We start from the raw sequence: 17,357 nt of genomic DNA on the forward strand, positions 1-17,357 counted from the left end.
GGCTTTATATATTATTGAAACTATTTGTCCAATGACAATTCTGATGAAAAACCTAATTTTTATTATATAAATATGAATTATATTTATTAATTATGATTATCTCACCTTGCATAAGCATTTGCCGAACTGATCCACAAACAGGTTATTGTTATGGTTGTGGAAGAAGTAATGATGAAAAAAAGGCTTGGAAAGCTGAAGAAACGAGTGATGAGTGGAAAGATAATAATATTAAACAAATAAGATCAAGATTAACGGGCTGGCAACTAGAAAGTTTTAACGAGTCATATGAATATAAAATTCAAAATGGTATATCCCTATTTAAAAAAAAATTACTAAATGAATAAATCAACAATTTTAATTATTATCTATATAGCAGGATTAGTTTTTGGTGCTTTGGTACTGGATTTATGGAGTGCTAATACCAGTCCTAAGGCTTTAATTGGAATTATTTGGACAGCTTTTCTATTAGTTGGTTTATTTTTGGTTGAAAAAGATGAGAGACAGTAAGTTTTTCATCTACATTTCATTTATAACACTCCTGATATCTAAAGTAAGTATAGCGCATTCTGAAATAATTGAATTAAGTGCATGTGATAACTTCAAAGATGGGTTTTTAAAAAATGAATATATTCTTGATTTAGAAAAACTCACTATGACAAGAAATTATGTATTTAATGAAAAAACTTTTCAAAAATACAGGATAACAGATTTGAGCACAAAAAAGAAAAATACTATTGAAAGTTTTATTTATCTTGAGGGAGAAAATATTTTGACTGATAGAATGGGATACCCTCAATTTTTTACTCAATTATTATTTAAGAAAGATAGCAAAGATATATTTATTAAAACTGTAATAAATAATGAAGAAGGTATTACAAAAATTTCTTCGTGTAAAAACTTAGAGAGATACAAAAAAGAAAGTTAACTCTTTTTTTTATTTTTTGAAAATTTTGATTTTTTAGAGTTAAATCTATTGCTAGTTATATTGCTTCTATGTTTTGCGAATGCTTGTTTTTGTGCTTGTTTCATGGCTCTCTTTGAGGACATAATATTTAATACTCTATTTCAATACTACCAATCTTATTAAAATTTTTGTCAGATACAACAATTTCTCCTGAAGATGGTGCATAACCTAAGGCTTCGGTTATCACTACATAATGGGTTACTAAAACTAGATTTTTATTTCCATCCCAATTTTTTACATAATTTTTCAGATCTTTCATTTGCTGTTTGCGGTTATGAGCAAATTTAGCACTAAAAAAAGAATTTAAAAAATTTATAGTTTTATAATTTTTAAATGCGAGTTTAGCTGTGTCTTTACATCTACACCAATTGCTAGAAAGCACCTCATCAATCGGTATCTCATTAGATAAAAATAACTTTCCAATTTTTACTGATTGTTTTTTACCATCATAATTTAGATTTCTTTGTGTGTTACAATTATTGATATTAAAATTTTCTGGATCCCCTCCACCTGGAGCATAAGCATGTCTAATAAAAATTAGATTTCCACCTCTTTTTAAAATATCTATAGTTTGATCTTTTTCATTTGCTTTTATTGAAGTTGTAAAGGATATAATAATTAATAAAGTTAAATATAAAATTCTCATTAATGAGTATTAAATTTAAAAATCTTAATAAAACAATAATTAAATGTAAAAAATGCTCACGACTTAATAAATTTATTAAAAAAATTGCTAAAGAAAAAAGACCTCAAAATATTAATGAGAAATATTGGGGTAAGCCTGTAACTGGTTTTGGTAATAATAATTCAAAACTAATGATTTTAGGTTTAGCACCTGCTGCTCATGGCGGAACAAGAACAGGAAGGGCATTTACAGGAGATAAATCGGGAGATGTATTATTTGAATGTCTTTACAAAGCTAAAATTTCAAATCAAAATTATTCAAAAAATTTAAATGATGGATTAAAATTAAAATATACTTATGTGACAAATGTTTTGAAATGTGTGCCACCTGAAGATAAACCTAAAATTACTGAACTCGCAAATTGCTCCAAATACTTCAATTCAGAAATTGAAAATCTTAAAGAATTAAAAGTGATTGTAGCACTAGGGAAAGTTGCTTTTGATAATTGCATTAAAATTTACAAAAAAAAGTTTGATCAAATAGAAAAATTTAAGTTTAAACACGGCAAAAAATATTTACTTCCAGATGATAGAATTATTATTGCTTGTTATCACCCAAGTCCAAGAAATATAAATACAAAAGTAGTCACAAGAAAAATGATTTCTGATTTATTTATTGAAGCTAAAAAAATTGCTAAGTTTTGATGCTGTCACAAAAATAAGGTTTAAATTGTGAATAAATTTCATCTGGAATTTTTACTGGTTTGCCATTTTCATTTACAAACACCAAGTGTATTTGTGCCTCAACAATTGTTTCGTCGTCTCTTGAAATAATCTGGTTCATAAAAAAAGAAGTTTTTGTAATTGATTTAACAAAAGATCTAATCTTTAACTCATCTTCAAGATTTGCAGATTTTTTATAATCAATATTGCATGATTTAACGATTATTAAGGAATTGAATTTTTCTTTAATTTTTTTATTACTATAACCTATAGAAAATAAAGCTTCTGTTCTAGCTCGTTCTAAAAATTTTAAATAATTTGCATAATAAACTACACCACCCGAGTCTGTGTCTTCATAATAAACTTTTATGTTATGAAAAAAATTTTCGTGCATAATTAATTATATCAAAAAATTAAACAAATTATACAAAGTAAGATATAGTCTCTTACATGAATGTATTTGTAGTTTGGTTAATTTTGGTTATTGGATGGAATTTTGGATATCCAGATGCTACACCTTTGGAGGATGTAATAATCGCTGTATTATTATCTCTCTTCTCAATTATATTAAAAAAAAAATTTAAGATGTAGCTTATTCTGCTGAGAAAAAAATATTCTGATAATAAGCTACAGAGTTTAATTTGGAATTATCCGTATCTGCCATTAAAGCTACACCATCTAAATTTCTAAGATCTAAATCATGTAATTGTTTAAATAACTCTTTAACATTTGCTTTCGCACTAACCCACTCATTTGAATTCTCTTTTGTTGATGACAAAACATAGTCAATTGACTTACTGAAATATGGGCCTGGCCAGAATTGACCAATATCTTCGTTACTGGAAAACACAAAATTTATAGCTCTGTTTGACAGTGGTGTGGCACCAGTTTTTTTTACAACAAACATTCTGGCTGCAAAATCATGACCTTTTTTACTTCTTTCATCTATTCCAGATAAACCTTGTTCTACTTTCCAAGTTATATTTAAAAATGGGGTTTTTTCTAAATCTATATTTATTTCCTTCCCAATACCTGAGCCACCATTTGAAGATACTGCCTTAAGGTAATTTCCATTTTCATTAGTCCCGATTGAAAAAATAGTTTTATTTTTTGCTCCTCTAACCTTTTTTTCTTCAAGATTAGACAGTTCACTCTCATTAAATTCAAAAACTTTTATAACCTCTCCATAAGATTGAGAAGACAAAGTTAATAAACTAAGGACTAATAATATTTTTTTTAACATGAAATGCTTATATTAAAAATTTATTTTATTTCAACATTTAGACATAATTTAAACAATCAATCTTCAATATTTTTTTCTATGTATAAATTGTGAAGACAATCTCAATTTTTATACTTTTAATTTACTGGTCAGTAATTCTTTTTGCACCTGTGATGTCTAAAGATTTTAAATTAAGCAGAGCCAAATATAGTAAAAATGAAACTTATTTTTCTAAGGTAACAGAATAATTTTAGGTGCAACACATGTGCCATCGTGGATCTGTTTAAACGCATCTCCACCATTTTTTAAGTCTCTAAATTCAATCCAATTTAATGGTCCAATCTCTTTTTTTGATAAAATTGATAGTGTTTGCTCAAAATCTCTGTTTGTATAACAATAAGTACCAATAACAGTTATTTCTTGGAGTGTCATTTTTCTAAAATTAAAAGTACCAGCTGGTTGAGTGAGTCCTATATGAATAATTGAGCCACCTGGCTTCACCACTTCAATTGCTTGTTGTCTTGATATTTCAAGGCCTACCGTATCGAATACTATATCGAAACTATTGCTTTGAATTTCTTTATGATTAGGAGCAACAAATTTTGCATCTAAATACTTTGAGCACTCATCTAATCTTAGTTTGTTAGGATCGGATAAAGTAATATTTGTATTTCCTTTTATTTTTGAGAGTATTAGTCCACAAAGTAATCCAATAGCACCTCCGCCTTGGATTAAAGTACGGCAATCAGACAATGGTTTTTTTAATGATTGTTCACCAATTAAAACAGCATGTAATGAAACGGCTGTGGGTTCAGCTATTGGCGCATCATTTTTATCTAAACCATCAGGTATTTCATAAATATTCTTATTAGGTGTTGAAACATATTCAGCAAACACGCCTTGTCTTTCTATAGGTTTACTCATACCCAAAATCATTCTCTCTGAACACAAATGTTCTCTCCCTGATGTACAGTATTCACATTTTCCACAAGTAATTAGAGGATTTAATACAACATCTTTGCCTTTGTATTTTCCATTTTGAACTTCACCACTTACTTCATGGCCAAGTATTAGTGGTGGAATTCTTCTTTCATCGTGACCGTGATAAGCATGCATATCAGATCCACAAATACCCGAAGCATGTACTTTTAAAATACTCTCCCCATCAACCTCAATTGGATTTTGTTCATCACGGTAAACCAGTTCTTGAGTTCCTGTGTAAACTAATGCTTTCATATTATTTTTTCGCCAACAAATAATAGGTTAAAGAAGTTATAAATGCACCAATTATCCATGAAAAAGATTGAAGATACATTAAGTTATAATTCCAAATAGTCGATGCAGCAAATATAAAACCTAAAATTAAACAATAAATTGCTTTAAGATGCCATCCGTTAGAGTAATAATAAGTTGAATTTTTTTCTATTGAATAAATATCTTTGCTTACAAGTTCCTTATTTTTAACAAGATAATAATCAGTGATCATTAAGCCAAATAATGGACCAAAAAAAGATCCAAATGTATCAACAAAAGCCAAAATTCCTATTTGACTAAAAAGAGGTAGCCACAATATACCAATTAATAAACCTATAACTGAAATTACATAACTAGAACTTTGTAAATTTAATTTTTTTGGTAAAAAATTAATTAATGTAAATTGGCAAGGTATAAAATTAGCTACTAGATTAGTGGATGCAGAAGCTAATATTATAAATAATAAAGCTATTACAGTTAATTGAATATTGTTGAATTTACCAATTATATCTGTTGGATTAGTAAGTATCTTTACAATACTATTCGCATCATCTTTGAGAAAAATATCTGATCCAATAGTGATAAAAACAGCAAAAAAAGAAAATATAACTAAATTAATTAAAATTGATAAATTTCCTTTAATCAATTCTTTCTCAGTTTGGACATATTTTGAAAAATCTCCAAAACTTAATATTACAATTGAAAAGTATGCAAATACTGTACCTGCAACTGTAAATAAAGGAATAATATTTTGACTAGATAAAAAACCTTTAAAATTCAAACTTTCTAAAAAAACATTCAAAGTAAGTTTTACATCACTTAAAAAAACAATAAAAAAAAATAATATTAAACCAGAGTAAACTATTAATGCCGAAAGCTTTATAATTTTTTTACTATATATAACTCCATATCTAAAAAAATATGTTTGTAAAATAATTGCTATTAAAATTGAAAACCAATCAATTATATTTAAACCTGATAAAAAAATTAAGAATATGTCTTTATTCAAAAGTTCATCGTTAATAGAAAAAAATAAAATTCTAATTAGATAACTAAAAGCTTTAGATAAGAAATAGGTTTGAATACCAAACATGAAAATTCCAACAAGAAATCTTAATGCTCCAAAATATTTAGCACCTTTGTATCCAAGAGAAGCTCTTAGAAGTACAATAAACGGAACTCCATGAACTTGAGATGGTTTTCCAATTAAATTGCAAAAGAACCACACTAACAATGATCCAAGAACAGATCCTAGAAATACAACAGTGGTGTTAAGCTGATAGATTAAATAAAGTGAAGCAATTAGTGAAAAACCTATAATACTTTGAATGTTTACACCCCAGTAGCAAAAAAGATCTTTCCAGTCCCATGTCTTGTCACTTGGATTGGTTGCAACTAGTTCCCAATTAATTAATTCATTTTTATCTGATTTAGCCACAATTATTTTTTATTATAAAATTTATGAAGCGTAAAGGACACTTGGGAGCCAAAGTGCAATTTTTGGAAACATTATGATTAAAATTAATCCGATTACTTGAATTACCATAAATTGCATCATTCCATAATAAATATCTTTTAAATCCCATTCAGGAACCACCCCTTTTAAGAAATATGCAGACAAAGCAACTGGAGGTGAGAGCCAGGCGGTCTGTAAGTTGACAGCAACTAATATAGCAAACCACGTTAGATTAAACCCTAAGGCTTCAATCAAAGGTAAAATAATTGGGACTATAATCATCACAATTGGAACCCATTCTAAGGGCCAACCTAATAAAAAGATTACAGCCATAACTATTGCTAAAATTAAATACTTATTCATTTCAAGACTTAATAAAAAGTCAGTAAGCAACATTGGAGTACCTAATCTTGAAAAAACTGCTCCAAAAAAGTTTGAGGCCGCAACTAAAACCATAATTAAAGCTGAAATTTCTAAAGTTTTAACCAATGAGTCTTGAAGTTTTTTTAAAGTTAATTTTCTGTAAGCTATTGCTAATAATAATGATCCCATAGCACCACAACCAGCCGCCTCCGTTGGTGTAGCAAAACCAAATAAAATACTTCCAAGAGCAGCAAATACTAGAGCAGCAGGCGGTACCAAACCTAAAAAAAACTCTATCCAAACATGTTTCATGCTAGTTGCTCTTAACTCTGGTGGTAACACTGGGCCTAACTTTGGATTAATAATACATCTAACTGTTGTGTAGCCTGCATAAAGCACTGCAAGTAATACTCCTGGTAAAATTGCAGCTGCAAATAAATCAGTAACTGGAATTTCCATTATTGGTCCCATTACTACAAGCATAATACTTGGTGGAATTAAAATTCCTAACGTGCCCCCTGCAGTAATAGTACCCGCAGCGAGTCTAACATCATACCCAGATCTGTTCATAGATTTTGCAGCCATAATTCCTAGAATTGTTACTGATGCTCCTACTATTCCAGTAGCAGCTGCGAAAATTACAGATACAAATAAAACTGCGTAATAAAGAGAGCCTCTAACTTTTGCTAAAATTAATTGAAATGCTGAAAACAATCTTTCCATTAATCCACATTGCTCCATCATGATACCCATAAAAACAAAGAGCGGGACGGCGGCCAAAGTTTGTTCTGTCATGACCATAGAAAATTGTAAGGTCATTAAATAAAATACTAATTTACCAAAACCTAGATATCCAAATATAAATCCTAAAAATATAAGCGTAAATGAAATTGGAAATCCAACAAATATAGAAAATAACATTACTCCAATTAGTATAAAACCAAGTATTGCTGGATCTATAAACTCTGCTAACATTTATTCCTCATCTCCTGGCCATCTACCCTTTGTGGAAGCCCAATAACTTTTTAAAATTTCTGAAACACCTTGAACTAATAAAAATAAAATTCCAAACCATAGGCAAGCTTTTATAGGCCACATTAATGGCATCCAAGCAGTATCCATACCTCTTTCACTTCTCATGATAGACTCTTGAACAAACCCAGTTGTCATATAAAGAAAAACAATTAATCCTGGAAAATAAAATAATAGATATAACCAAAAATCTATCATACCTTGTGTTTTTGTTTTAAAATTTCTATATAAAAAATCTGCTCTTATGTGAACTCCTTTTGAAAGAGCATAACCTGCTCCTAACATGAATAAAGCTCCATACATAAATCTACTCATGTCATAAGCCCACATAGTTGGAGCATTAAAAAGTTTTCTTGCTAGAACTTCATAAACCATTGCAAAAATTAATGGTATTGTTATCCAACAAACGACGTTTCCAATAATTTTGTTTATTTTATCTATATTTACGATTGTTGATGCCATCCAACCTGGCATATCACTTGGCATTTTTCCTGAACCACCTCGCCTTTCGGCGATCATTTCATCAGTTATATCTAATTTGTTTGGTTCTTCAGCCATAAAAATTTTATAAAAAAAACCAGAGCGGATTTTAAACCCGCTCTAGTTATTAATTGTTTTATCTAAATACTACTTAAGAGTAGCAGCGTGAGCCATTCCAAGCTTCGCGTTAGACATTTGAGATCCAGACCAGAAAGGTACTGCTATATCAGCAAATGCTTTTTGAGAGTCCCATACTTTTTTGAAGAAAGGATTCTTTGCAGCATTTGTTTCTAAACTTTTCTTAGCAGCAGCCATATATGCTGGGAAATAGTCAGCTGGAGTGTCTTGTAAAATTACACCATGCTTAGTTGTTAACTCAGCAAGAGCTTTTCCATTTTCATATATTCTGTAACTCATTGATTTTGATAAAGAAGCGTTTGCAGCAACTTCTAAAGCTTTCTTCTCAATAGCAGACATTTTTTTATATTTGCTACCATTTAAATAGAAGTCAGCATTTACTACTACTTGGTGAAGACCTTGTAAGTAGTAATTTTTTAGAACTTTGTGTAAACCGAAAACCATGTCAGGCTTTGGACAACACCATTCAGCTGCATCAATTGTTCCTGCTTCAAGAGCTGGTAGAATATCTCCACCACCCATTGCAACAGATGCTACACCGATATCTTTATAAGTTTGACCAGGAATTCCAGGAGGAGTTCTGAACTTATATTTTCTAAAGTCAGCCATACTATCGATTGGCTCTTTGAACCAACCTAAAGCTTCTGGACCAACTGGTTGCAACATGAAACCTTTAATGTCTCTTCCCATTTCGCTCCATAATTGGTCGTAAAGCTCTTTACCACCACCATATTGGAACCAAGATAAGAACGCGATGTTATCGATACCAACACCTGCACCTGCTACTGGCGAACCAAATAACATAGCAGCTGGGTGATCACCTGACCAATAGTGAGTCCAAGCGAAACCACAATCGATCAAACCTTTGTCAACAGCGTCTAGAGTTTCTTTTACACCAACAACTGCTCCCGCTGGCATAATTTCAAACTTAAGTGAACCTTGAGTTAGTTCAGTTACTGTGTCAGTAAAATCTTTTAACATTTTTACTTCATCAGCTTTTGCACTAATTACAGTTTGGCACTTAAGAGTTTGTGCAGAATTTGCCCCTGTAACTGTCATAACAGTTAAAAGAAGAGTTCCTACAACTAATGATATGATTTTTTTCATATTTATTTTTCCCCTTTAAGTTTTTATATATATAAAGTCGTTAACCTCTCAAAAATAAAATAAGACTACAAGTGTTAAATTAGCACAATTAAAGATTAAAAAGATTCTAATGTAGAAATTTGGATATTTATCACTATAAGTGTCAAATCAATGGACACATTTGACTATATCATTCTTGGAGCAGGTTCTGCGGGTTGTGTTCTTGCAAATAGGTTATCTGAAAATCCTAATAATAAAGTCTTATTAATTGAAGCTGGTGGAAAAGATACATATCCATGGATCCATATTCCAGTTGGGTATTACAAAACTATGCACAATCCAAAAACAGATTGGTGTTATAAAACTGAACCAGATGAAACTATGGAAGGAGTTTCCATTCCCTATCCTAGAGGCAAAACATTGGGAGGTAGTTCATCAATAAATGGATTACTTTATATAAGAGGACAAGAAGAAGACTATAATGTTTGGAGACAATTAGGGAACACTGGCTGGGGTTGGAATAATGTTCTTCCATATTTTATTAAGGCAGAAAATCAAGAACGTGGTGAAAATGAATTTCATGGTGTTGGTGGACCTTTATCAGTCTCTGATATTAGAGTTAAACTTCCTATTTTAGATGTATTCAGAAATGCGGCAAAAGAAGCTGGTATCCCAAGTGTTAACGATTTTAATACTGGGGACAATTTTGGTTGTGGATATTTTCAGGTTACTGAAAAAAATGGATTAAGATGTAGCACAGCAGTTGGGTATTTAAATCCAGTAAAGCATAGAAAAAATTTGAAAATTGAAACTAACTGTCATGTTGAAAAAATTAATTTTGAAGGAAAAAAGGCTGTAAGTGTTTCATTTTGGAAAAAAGATAAATCATTTACTGTAAAATCTAATAAAGAAATAATCCTAAGTGCTGGATCTATTGGTTCAACTCAATTATTGCAAGTTTCAGGAATTGGTGAGGCATCAAAATTAAAACAACTTGGTATTGATGTTATTAATGATTTGGTAGGTGTAGGTAAAAATCTTCAAGACCATTTAATGTTTAGGCCTGTATATAGAGTAAAAAATATCAAAACTCTTAATAAAAAGATTAATAGTATTTTTGGAAAACTAATGATTGGGATGGAATATGTTTTTTTAAGAAAAGGGCCAATGACAATGGGCGCAAGTCAATTATGTGCTTTTGCAAAAAGTGACAGCTCAAGAGCAACTCCAAATTTACAGTTCCATGTGCAACCAATTAGTCTTGATAAACTTGGTGCTTCAGACCTTCATGATTTTGATGCGTTTACTCCTACCGTTGCCAACATAAGACCAACTAGTAAAGGTGAAATAAATATCACAAGTAAAGATAGTAGAGAATATCCAAAAATCAAAATGAACTATCTATCCACTCAAGATGATAGAAAAGTTGCAGCTGATGGTCTTAGACTTGCAAGAAAAATTGTTATGGAAACAGAAGAGTTTAAAAAATATGAGCCAGAAGAACATAGGCCTGGGATACATTTACAAGATGACGAAGAGCTTGTTAAAGCGTCAAGTCATTTTGCTCAAACCATTTTTCATCCAGTTGGTACATGTAAAATGGGTAATGATGAAAACTCTGTAGTTAATGATCAACTTAAAGTTCATGGAATTGAAAATTTAAGAGTAATTGATGCATCTATAATGCCAAATATCACATCTGGAAATACAAACGCACCAACTATAATGATTGCAGAAAAAGGTGCTGATATGATACTAGGTAAATAATGTTAGCTGAATTTTTTTCACCAGAGCAAATTGCAATTTTAAGTCAAATTATCTTTATTGATTTAGTATTAGCTGGAGATAATGCAATTATTATTGGAATGGTTGCATCTAAATTTCCACCAGATCAAAGAAAGAAAGTAATTTTTTGGGGTATAGGTGGTGCTGTAATTTTAAGAATTATCTTAACTCTTTTGACTGCATACTTGCTACAAATAACAGGATTAAGATTAATCGGAGGATTACTTTTACTTTATATAGTTTACAAACTTTATGTTGATGTAATCAAAGGCGCAGAACAGGAAGAAGATATTAAAGTAGATAACTCAAGTTTTTTAAAAGCTATTTGGACTGTTTTGCTAGCAGATTTTACAATGAGTTTAGATAATGTTTTAGGTGTTGCTGGAGCTGCAGGTGATCATTACGGTTTACTTATTTTTGGTTTGGCACTGTCGATAGTTTTAATGGCGACGGCTGCAAACTTGATATCTGGTTGGATTAAAAAATATAAATGGATTGCTTGGGCTGGTTTATTTGCAATCTTAATTGTTGCAGTTCAGCTAATCTATACAGATATAAGAATTATATTTAATGTTTAAGAAAATAAATCTTAAAGGAAAAACAGCAATGGTTACTGGTGCTGGAAAAGGTATTGGTAAAGCTTGCGCAATAGCATTAGCTGAGGCTGGAGCAAAAGTAGTAATTATCAGTAGAACTCTTTCAGATTTAATCAAAGTTGAAAAAGAAATAAAAAGAACTAAGGGATCATGCTTAAAGTTTGAGTGCGATGTAACTGATTTAGATAAATTTAAAAATATTTTAAATGAAATAAATAAATTAGATATTTTAGTAAACAATGCTGGAAATAATAGACCAGAGCATTTCACTAAGATTAAAAAAGAAAATATGGAGTATTTAGTTGAACTAAATATGAAAGCTGCATTTAATGTTGCTCAACTTTGTTCAAAAAAAATGGTTCAATTAAAGAGTAGAAAAAAAGTTGGAGGATCAATAATCAACATGTCATCTCAACTTGGTAGAGTTGGAGCGCCTATACGAAGTGTATATAACATGACTAAATTTGGTCTAGAGGGGTTAACTAGAGGAATGGCTTTAGAGCTTGGAAAATTTAACATCAGAGTAAATAGTGTTTGCCCTACTTTTGTAGAAACACCTATGGTTAAAGCTTTCTTTAAAGACAAAAAATTTAAAACACAAATGATCAGAAATATTCCTTTGGGTAGAGTGGCTCAAGAAAGTGATGTATCGACTGCTGTTGCATTTTTAGCAGCAGATAGTTCTAATTCAATTACGGGCACTTCGTTGATGGTAGATGGAGGTTGGACTGCACAATAATGGGTAAATTTCTTAAAGACATCAATCTTAAAAATAAAGTCGCTGTTGTAACTGGAGCCACAAAAGGAATAGGAAGAGCAACAGCAATTGCATTACATCAGGTGGGTGCTAACATTATTGCAATTGGAAGAAATCAGAGTGAATTAAATTCCTTAAGAAAAAAATTAAAAACAAAAATAAAAATATTTCTTTGTGATGTTAACGATTATGAAAAGATCAAAAAAATTATCTATGGACTAAACAGAGTTGATATTTTGGTCAATAATGCAGGAACAAATCTTCCAGAACCTTTCTTAAATGTAAAAAAAACATCATTAGAAACATTATTAAATGTGAATACTAAATCAGCATTTAATATGGCAAAACTCTGTACAGATAAAATGCTCAAACTTAGAAATAGAAAAAAAATTGGGGGGAGTATAATACACACATCTTCAATGTTTGGACTAGTCGGTGGACCCAATAGAACAGTTTATAGTATGACAAAATTTGGTTTGGAGGGTTTGACAAAAGGTATGTCTATAGACTTAGCTTCGTCTAACATTAGAGTGAACAGTGTATGTCCTACTTTTGTGGCAACACCTCGAGCAAAGAAATATCTAGCAAATAAACCTTTTAAAAAATATGCATTATCAAATATCCCTCTTGGAAGAATTGCAACTGAAAGTGATGTTGCAACAGCTATTACCTTTTTAGCTTCTGATGCTGCCTCAATGATTACAGGAACATCAGTTATTATTGATGGAGGTTGGACAGCAAAATAATGATGGTTAATGAGCAAGTTGCAATTGATCATGGTCTTAAAAAGGATGAGTACGCTAAAATTTGTGAATTATTAGAAAGAACTCCAAATATAACAGAATTAGGAATTTTTTCTGCAATGTGGAATGAGCATTGCTCATACAAATCATCAAGATTACATTTAAAAAAACTACCTACTAAAGGAAAAAAGATTATTCAAGGACCTGGCGAAAATGCAGGTGTAATTGATATAGAAGATGATGATGCTATAGTTTTTAAAATAGAAAGTCATAATCATCCATCTTTTATTGAACCCTATCAAGGAGCAGCAACTGGTGTGGGAGGAATAATGAGAGATGTATTTACAATGGGTGCAAGACCTATTGCAAATCTTAACTCTATACATTTTGGTTCAACGCATCACAAAAAAACCAAAAATTTGCTCAGAGGAGTTGTTCATGGGATTGGTGGCTATGGTAATTGCATGGGAGTTCCAACTATTGCTGGTCAAACAAATTTTGATAGCTCTTATAATGGAAATATTCTTGTAAATGCTATGACGCTTGGATTGGTCAAAAAAAATAAGATTTTTTATTCTAAAGCTGCTGGGCTTGGTAAACCAGTTATCTATGTTGGTTCAAAAACAGGTCGAGACGGAATTCATGGTGCCAGTATGGCCTCAGCTAGTTTTGATGAAAAAATTGAGGAAAAAAAACCTACAGTACAAGTTGGAGATCCATTTACAGAAAAACTTTTATTAGAGGCTTGTCTTGAGCTAATGGCAGGTGACTCAATTATTGCAATACAGGATATGGGAGCGGCCGGCTTAACTTCATCAAGTATAGAGATGGCATCGAAAGGAAATTTAGGAATAGAAATAAATTTAAATAAAGTGCCTTGCCGAGAAACGAAAATGACACCATACGAAATTATGCTTTCTGAGAGCCAAGAGAGGATGTTAATTGTTTTAGAAAATGGCAAAGAAGATTTAGCAAAAAAAATTTTTGATAAATGGAATTTAGACTTTTCAGTGATTGGTAAAACAACAGACACAAAAAGAATAGAATTATTTTTTGATGAAGAGAAAGTAGCAAATATACCAATAAATATTCTTGTTGAAAATTCACCAATGTATGACCGTAAATGGAAAAAAGCAAAACTACCTAAAAAAAATAAAATACCAAAAAAAGATTTAACTAATCTTAAATTTAAAGATGTATTAAAAAAAATCTTATCAAATCCAAATATAACTAGCAAACAATGGATATGGGAACAATATGACCATACAGTCATGGGAGATACAATTCAAAAGCCAGGTGGAGATGCAGGAGTTGTTAGAGTTCATGGAACAAATAAAGCAGTTGCAGCTTCTGTGGATTCTTCTGCAGTTTATTGTTGGGCCCATCCATTAACTGGTGGTAAACAAATTGTTTGTGAAAGTTGGAGAAATTTAATTTCTGTAGGCGCAAAACCAATTGCTATAACTAATTGCCTGAACTTTGGTAGTCCAGAAAATGAAGAAAATATGGGAGAGTTTGTTGAGTGTGTAGAAGGCATAGGTGAAGCAAGTAAGTATTTAAATTTTCCAGTGGTTTCAGGCAATGTATCTTTTTATAACCAAACAAAAGAAATTGGTATAAAGCCTACACCTTCAATTGGTGGCGTTGGTTTGATTAAAGATTATTCAAAAATGATAACTATGGATTTTAAAGATAACGGAAATATTGTTTTAGTAATAGGTAAAACTGAAGGGCATATTGATCAAAGTGTGTTTGCGAGAAATATTCTTGATGAAAAAAATGGCCCTCCGCCAGAAATAAACTTATTCAATGAAAAAAATAATGGTGAAACTTTGCTAAAGCTAATTGATGGTAGTTTGATTAGAAGCGCACATGATGTTTCATTAGGTGGAATTATTACGGCTATTTCTAAAATGTGTATCAAAGGTAATAAAGGAATAAATATTAAAAAACCTAAATCGCTTATGAATGAGTTAGAATATTTCTTTAGCGAAGATCAGGGTAGATATATTATCGAAGTTAGTAATGAAAATTTAGATAAAGTTTTAAGTTTACTAAACAAGAATTCAGTTCATTTTGATCAAATAGGTGAAATAAAAGAAAAATCTCTTACAATTGATAAAAAAATAGATCTTACAGTTGACGAATTAAAAACATACAATACAACTTGGCTTAAAGATTATATGAGTAAATAATATGGCAATGGATTTAAAAGAAATTGAAAATTATATAAAAGAAGCATTACCTAATGCTATTGTAGAAATTCAAGATTTAGCAGGAGATGGAAATCACTACTCAGCCACTGTTACTGCACCTGAATTTTCTGGTAAGTCTAAAATTGAACAACACAAAATGGTTTATAATTCTCTTAAAGGTAAAATGGGAAATGAACTACATGCGCTAGCAATTAAAACAAAGGAAAAATAGATTATGAATGATGATATAAAAAATATGATACAAAATGAGATTGACAATAATGAAGTGTGTTTATTTATGAAAGGAACACCTGATGCTCCACAATGTGGATTTTCAATGGCTGTATCAAATATGTTAAAAATTCTTGAAGTAAAATTTAAAGGTATAAATGTATTAGAAAACCAAGAACTAAGAGAAGGTATTAAAGTTTTTAGTGACTGGCCTACTATTCCACAACTTTATATCAAAAAAGAATTTGTAGGTGGTTGTGATATCGTTAAAGAAATGTACGAAAACGGTGAATTGAAACAAACACTCGAAGATAAAGGGATAAATTTTAAAAAGTAATTATCTAGAATAATATTCAATTACTAGGTTTGGTTCCATTACAATTGGATATGGAACTTCTTCAAATTTAGGAACTCTTACAAATTTAAGTTTCTTATTTTTTTCATCCATCTGGATGTATTCAGGAATTTCTCTTTCTTTATTTGCAAGTGCAATGTCAATAATTGCTAATTGTTTTGACTTGTCTCTAATTTCAATTGCGTCCTCTTCTTTAACTAAGTAGCTAGCGATATTTACTTTCTTGCCATTTACCTTAACATGACCATGATTGATTAGTTGTCTTGCTGAGAAAATTGTAGTTGCAAACTTTGCTCTGTAAATTACTGCGTCTAATCTTCTTTCTAATAAACCAATTAGATTTTCACTTGTATCCCCTTTAAGCATTGTCGCTTTTTGATACATGTTTCTAAATTGTCTCTCATTCATGTTTCCATAATAAGATTTTAGTTTTTGTTTAGCTTGTAGCTGAATTCCATAATCTGAAGGTTTAGATGTTTTAGTTTGACCATGTTGCCCAGGTCCGTATGCTCTAGTATTAAAAGGGCTTTTTGGTCTTCCCCATAAGTTTACTTTTAATCTTCTGTCTACTTTGTGTTTAGAGTTTAATCTTTTTGTCATGTGATGACGGCTTTATAAACTTAGTTTTTAGTTTGTCAATCAACGTTTTTTCCCCAAACTAGCGAATACGCTCGATAAAATACGAGTTTCTTTATCTGATAATTCCATTTTGTAGAAAATATTCCTCAAATTTTCCAACATGATAGGTTTTTTTTCTTTAGGTTTGAAAAAGTTAATTGAATCAAGGTTTTGTATACAAAGATTTGCCATAGCTAGTATCTCTTTTCTAGATGCAGATTTTACTTTTTTCGATTTTTTGTAATCAAAAGACTTGGATTTCAAAATACCAGAAACATACTGTGCAATAATGATTAGGCTATGCGATAAATTTAAAGATTTAAATTGAGGATTGGTTGGAATTTGGAGAGTATAATTTGCATAACTAATCTCATTATTAGATAATCCTGATGCCTCAGATCCAAATAAAAAACCAACTTTCTTATTAAAATCAATCTTTTTTAAATCCTCTAAAGAAATATGTTTAATATTTTTGTTTCTAAACCTTGCTGATGTGGCTATTAAATAATCTAATTTTTCTACAGCAGAACCCAACTCATCAAATACTTTTGATTTATTAATAATATTTCTGGCCCCAACTGATGTTGCTAGTATCTTATCATTTGGATAGATGGGTTTTGGATCAACAACAGATAAGTTACTAAAATTAAAATTCTTTAGTGCTCTTGCACAAGCACCTATGTTTTCAGATAATTGCGGCTTGTGTAGAATAAAAGTAATATTATTTATTTTCAC

23 protein-coding genes are annotated in these 17,357 nt (G+C 30.6%); 12 read left to right on the forward strand and 11 right to left on the reverse strand.

Translation table 11 applies throughout. The features are described 5' to 3' along the window. The first annotated feature begins 92 nt into the window (after window positions 1–92). Genes ACTT9U_RS05345 through ACTT9U_RS05355 form a run of 3 tightly spaced genes read left to right on the forward strand, consistent with a single transcriptional unit; the run spans window position 93 to window position 925 of the window. A complete protein-coding gene (locus ACTT9U_RS05345; RefSeq protein ID WP_440932136.1) occupies window positions 93–344 on the forward strand; it encodes a DUF1289 domain-containing protein in 252 nt (83 codons plus the stop codon). Beyond that, the gene (locus tag ACTT9U_RS05350) at window positions 337–507 is read left to right on the forward strand and encodes a hypothetical protein (protein WP_440932137.1); all 171 of its coding nucleotides are present in this window, start codon (window positions 337–339) and stop codon (window positions 505–507) included. The genes ACTT9U_RS05345 and ACTT9U_RS05350 overlap by 8 nt, the downstream gene beginning before the upstream one ends. Continuing rightward, window positions 494–925: a hypothetical protein gene (locus ACTT9U_RS05355; protein ID WP_440932138.1), complete on the forward strand. Its 432-nt coding sequence runs from the start codon at window positions 494–496 to the stop codon at window positions 923–925. Before ACTT9U_RS05350 ends, ACTT9U_RS05355 begins: the two co-directional genes overlap by 14 nt. Here ACTT9U_RS05355 and ACTT9U_RS05360 read toward each other — a convergent pair. Together ACTT9U_RS05360 and ACTT9U_RS05365 are read right to left on the reverse strand one after the other, a co-directional pair. After that, window positions 922–1,047 carry a hypothetical protein gene (locus ACTT9U_RS05360; RefSeq protein WP_440932139.1) on the reverse strand — a complete coding sequence of 42 codons (126 nt, stop codon included), beginning with the start codon at window positions 1,045–1,047 and terminating at the stop codon, window positions 922–924. The two genes, ACTT9U_RS05355 and ACTT9U_RS05360, sit on opposite strands and share 4 nt — an antisense overlap. A gap of 5 nt (window positions 1,048–1,052) precedes the next feature. Beyond that, window positions 1,053–1,610, reverse strand: a complete 558-nt coding sequence (locus ACTT9U_RS05365; RefSeq protein WP_440932140.1) for a histidine phosphatase family protein — start codon at window positions 1,608–1,610, stop codon at window positions 1,053–1,055. Between the two features lie 2 nt (window positions 1,611–1,612). Here ACTT9U_RS05365 and ACTT9U_RS05370 point away from each other — a divergent pair, with 2 nt between their 5' ends. Then, complete coding sequence (locus tag ACTT9U_RS05370) at window positions 1,613–2,293, forward strand: uracil-DNA glycosylase (protein WP_440932141.1); 681 nt, start codon at window positions 1,613–1,615, stop codon at window positions 2,291–2,293. Here ACTT9U_RS05370 and ACTT9U_RS05375 read toward each other — a convergent pair. Next, window positions 2,283–2,705, reverse strand: a complete 423-nt coding sequence (locus ACTT9U_RS05375) for a YbgC/FadM family acyl-CoA thioesterase (protein WP_440932142.1) — start codon at window positions 2,703–2,705, stop codon at window positions 2,283–2,285. The two genes, ACTT9U_RS05370 and ACTT9U_RS05375, sit on opposite strands and share 11 nt — an antisense overlap. A gap of 56 nt (window positions 2,706–2,761) precedes the next feature. Between ACTT9U_RS05375 and ACTT9U_RS05380 the strand changes: the two genes are divergently transcribed. Next, window positions 2,762–2,902: a hypothetical protein gene (locus ACTT9U_RS05380; RefSeq protein ID WP_440932143.1), complete on the forward strand. Its 141-nt coding sequence runs from the start codon at window positions 2,762–2,764 to the stop codon at window positions 2,900–2,902. 1 nt (window position 2,903) lies between these two features. Here the strand turns inward: ACTT9U_RS05380 and ACTT9U_RS05385 are convergent, their stop codons facing one another. The 6 genes from ACTT9U_RS05385 to ACTT9U_RS05410 all read right to left on the reverse strand — a co-directional run bounded on the left by ACTT9U_RS05385 (window position 2,904) and on the right by ACTT9U_RS05410 (window position 9,363). Then, the gene (locus ACTT9U_RS05385) at window positions 2,904–3,554 is read right to left on the reverse strand and encodes a DUF3047 domain-containing protein (protein ID WP_440932144.1); all 651 of its coding nucleotides are present in this window, start codon (window positions 3,552–3,554) and stop codon (window positions 2,904–2,906) included. Between the two features lie 210 nt (window positions 3,555–3,764). Continuing rightward, the gene (locus tag ACTT9U_RS05390; RefSeq protein WP_440932145.1) at window positions 3,765–4,769 is read right to left on the reverse strand and encodes an alcohol dehydrogenase catalytic domain-containing protein; all 1,005 of its coding nucleotides are present in this window, start codon (window positions 4,767–4,769) and stop codon (window positions 3,765–3,767) included. Between the two features lies 1 nt (window position 4,770). Beyond that, window positions 4,771–6,225 carry a cytosine permease gene (locus ACTT9U_RS05395; RefSeq protein WP_440932146.1) on the reverse strand — a complete coding sequence of 485 codons (1,455 nt, stop codon included), beginning with the start codon at window positions 6,223–6,225 and terminating at the stop codon, window positions 4,771–4,773. A 21-nt stretch (window positions 6,226–6,246) separates the two neighbouring features. Next, window positions 6,247–7,581: a TRAP transporter large permease gene (locus ACTT9U_RS05400; protein ID WP_440932147.1), complete on the reverse strand. Its 1,335-nt coding sequence runs from the start codon at window positions 7,579–7,581 to the stop codon at window positions 6,247–6,249. Then, window positions 7,582–8,196: a TRAP transporter small permease subunit gene (locus ACTT9U_RS05405; RefSeq protein WP_440932148.1), complete on the reverse strand. Its 615-nt coding sequence runs from the start codon at window positions 8,194–8,196 to the stop codon at window positions 7,582–7,584. Window positions 8,197–8,265: 69 nt separating this feature from the next. Beyond that, on the reverse strand, window positions 8,266–9,363 hold the full coding sequence (locus tag ACTT9U_RS05410) for a TRAP transporter substrate-binding protein (RefSeq protein ID WP_440932149.1): 1,098 nt from the start codon (window positions 9,361–9,363) through the stop codon (window positions 8,266–8,268). Window positions 9,364–9,513: 150 nt separating this feature from the next. Between ACTT9U_RS05410 and ACTT9U_RS05415 the strand changes: the two genes are divergently transcribed. Genes ACTT9U_RS05415 through grxD form a run of 7 tightly spaced genes read left to right on the forward strand, consistent with a single transcriptional unit; the run spans window position 9,514 to window position 15,986 of the window. Beyond that, window positions 9,514–11,109 (forward strand): GMC family oxidoreductase, encoded by a 1,596-nt coding sequence (locus ACTT9U_RS05415; RefSeq protein ID WP_440932150.1) that lies wholly within the window; start codon window positions 9,514–9,516, stop codon window positions 11,107–11,109. Continuing rightward, complete coding sequence (locus ACTT9U_RS05420) at window positions 11,109–11,705, forward strand: TerC family protein (protein ID WP_440930162.1); 597 nt, start codon at window positions 11,109–11,111, stop codon at window positions 11,703–11,705. Before ACTT9U_RS05415 ends, ACTT9U_RS05420 begins: the two co-directional genes overlap by 1 nt. Next, complete coding sequence (locus tag ACTT9U_RS05425) at window positions 11,698–12,462, forward strand: SDR family NAD(P)-dependent oxidoreductase (protein ID WP_440932151.1); 765 nt, start codon at window positions 11,698–11,700, stop codon at window positions 12,460–12,462. The genes ACTT9U_RS05420 and ACTT9U_RS05425 overlap by 8 nt, the downstream gene beginning before the upstream one ends. Further along, on the forward strand, window positions 12,462–13,226 hold the full coding sequence (locus ACTT9U_RS05430; protein WP_440932152.1) for an SDR family NAD(P)-dependent oxidoreductase: 765 nt from the start codon (window positions 12,462–12,464) through the stop codon (window positions 13,224–13,226). The genes ACTT9U_RS05425 and ACTT9U_RS05430 overlap by 1 nt, the downstream gene beginning before the upstream one ends. Further along, window positions 13,226–15,418, forward strand: a complete 2,193-nt coding sequence (purL, locus tag ACTT9U_RS05435) for a phosphoribosylformylglycinamidine synthase subunit PurL (protein WP_440932153.1) — start codon at window positions 13,226–13,228, stop codon at window positions 15,416–15,418. The genes ACTT9U_RS05430 and purL overlap by 1 nt, the downstream gene beginning before the upstream one ends. A 1-nt stretch (window position 15,419) precedes the next feature. Continuing rightward, complete coding sequence (locus tag ACTT9U_RS05440) at window positions 15,420–15,650, forward strand: BolA/IbaG family iron-sulfur metabolism protein (RefSeq protein ID WP_440909656.1); 231 nt, start codon at window positions 15,420–15,422, stop codon at window positions 15,648–15,650. Window positions 15,651–15,653: 3 nt separating this feature from the next. Further along, the gene (gene grxD / locus ACTT9U_RS05445) at window positions 15,654–15,986 is read left to right on the forward strand and encodes a Grx4 family monothiol glutaredoxin (RefSeq protein ID WP_440932154.1); all 333 of its coding nucleotides are present in this window, start codon (window positions 15,654–15,656) and stop codon (window positions 15,984–15,986) included. Here grxD and rpsD read toward each other — a convergent pair whose 3' ends face one another. Next, the gene (gene rpsD / locus ACTT9U_RS05450; protein WP_440932155.1) at window positions 15,987–16,604 is read right to left on the reverse strand and encodes a 30S ribosomal protein S4; all 618 of its coding nucleotides are present in this window, start codon (window positions 16,602–16,604) and stop codon (window positions 15,987–15,989) included. Between the two features lie 39 nt (window positions 16,605–16,643). Then, on the reverse strand, window positions 16,644–17,357 hold the full coding sequence (locus tag ACTT9U_RS05455) for an RNA methyltransferase (protein WP_440932156.1): 714 nt from the start codon (window positions 17,355–17,357) through the stop codon (window positions 16,644–16,646).

Origin of the sequence: Candidatus Pelagibacter sp. (assembly GCF_052049975.1) — a bacterium.
Taxonomy (GTDB): Bacteria; Pseudomonadota; Alphaproteobacteria; order Pelagibacterales; family Pelagibacteraceae; genus Pelagibacter.

Coding starts and splice junctions, on each gene's coding strand:
- ACTT9U_RS05345 (WP_440932136.1), top strand. CDS start 93: ATGATTATCTCACCTTGCATAAGCATTTGCCGAACTGATCCACAAACA.
- ACTT9U_RS05350 (WP_440932137.1), top strand. CDS start 337: ATGAATAAATCAACAATTTTAATTATTATCTATATAGCAGGATTAGTT.
- ACTT9U_RS05355 (WP_440932138.1), top strand. CDS start 494: ATGAGAGACAGTAAGTTTTTCATCTACATTTCATTTATAACACTCCTG.
- ACTT9U_RS05360 (WP_440932139.1), bottom strand. CDS start 1,047: ATGTCCTCAAAGAGAGCCATGAAACAAGCACAAAAACAAGCATTCGCA.
- ACTT9U_RS05365 (WP_440932140.1), bottom strand. CDS start 1,610: ATGAGAATTTTATATTTAACTTTATTAATTATTATATCCTTTACAACT.
- ACTT9U_RS05370 (WP_440932141.1), top strand. CDS start 1,613: ATGAGTATTAAATTTAAAAATCTTAATAAAACAATAATTAAATGTAAA.
- ACTT9U_RS05375 (WP_440932142.1), bottom strand. CDS start 2,705: ATGCACGAAAATTTTTTTCATAACATAAAAGTTTATTATGAAGACACA.
- ACTT9U_RS05380 (WP_440932143.1), top strand. CDS start 2,762: ATGAATGTATTTGTAGTTTGGTTAATTTTGGTTATTGGATGGAATTTT.
- ACTT9U_RS05385 (WP_440932144.1), bottom strand. CDS start 3,554: ATGTTAAAAAAAATATTATTAGTCCTTAGTTTATTAACTTTGTCTTCT.
- ACTT9U_RS05390 (WP_440932145.1), bottom strand. CDS start 4,769: ATGAAAGCATTAGTTTACACAGGAACTCAAGAACTGGTTTACCGTGAT.
- ACTT9U_RS05400 (WP_440932147.1), bottom strand. CDS start 7,581: ATGTTAGCAGAGTTTATAGATCCAGCAATACTTGGTTTTATACTAATT.
- ACTT9U_RS05405 (WP_440932148.1), bottom strand. CDS start 8,196: ATGGCTGAAGAACCAAACAAATTAGATATAACTGATGAAATGATCGCC.
- ACTT9U_RS05410 (WP_440932149.1), bottom strand. CDS start 9,363: ATGAAAAAAATCATATCATTAGTTGTAGGAACTCTTCTTTTAACTGTT.
- ACTT9U_RS05415 (WP_440932150.1), top strand. CDS start 9,514: ATGGACACATTTGACTATATCATTCTTGGAGCAGGTTCTGCGGGTTGT.
- ACTT9U_RS05420 (WP_440930162.1), top strand. CDS start 11,109: ATGTTAGCTGAATTTTTTTCACCAGAGCAAATTGCAATTTTAAGTCAA.
- ACTT9U_RS05425 (WP_440932151.1), top strand. CDS start 11,698: ATGTTTAAGAAAATAAATCTTAAAGGAAAAACAGCAATGGTTACTGGT.
- ACTT9U_RS05430 (WP_440932152.1), top strand. CDS start 12,462: ATGGGTAAATTTCTTAAAGACATCAATCTTAAAAATAAAGTCGCTGTT.
- purL (WP_440932153.1), top strand. CDS start 13,226: ATGATGGTTAATGAGCAAGTTGCAATTGATCATGGTCTTAAAAAGGAT.
- ACTT9U_RS05440 (WP_440909656.1), top strand. CDS start 15,420: ATGGCAATGGATTTAAAAGAAATTGAAAATTATATAAAAGAAGCATTA.
- grxD (WP_440932154.1), top strand. CDS start 15,654: ATGAATGATGATATAAAAAATATGATACAAAATGAGATTGACAATAAT.
- rpsD (WP_440932155.1), bottom strand. CDS start 16,604: ATGACAAAAAGATTAAACTCTAAACACAAAGTAGACAGAAGATTAAAA.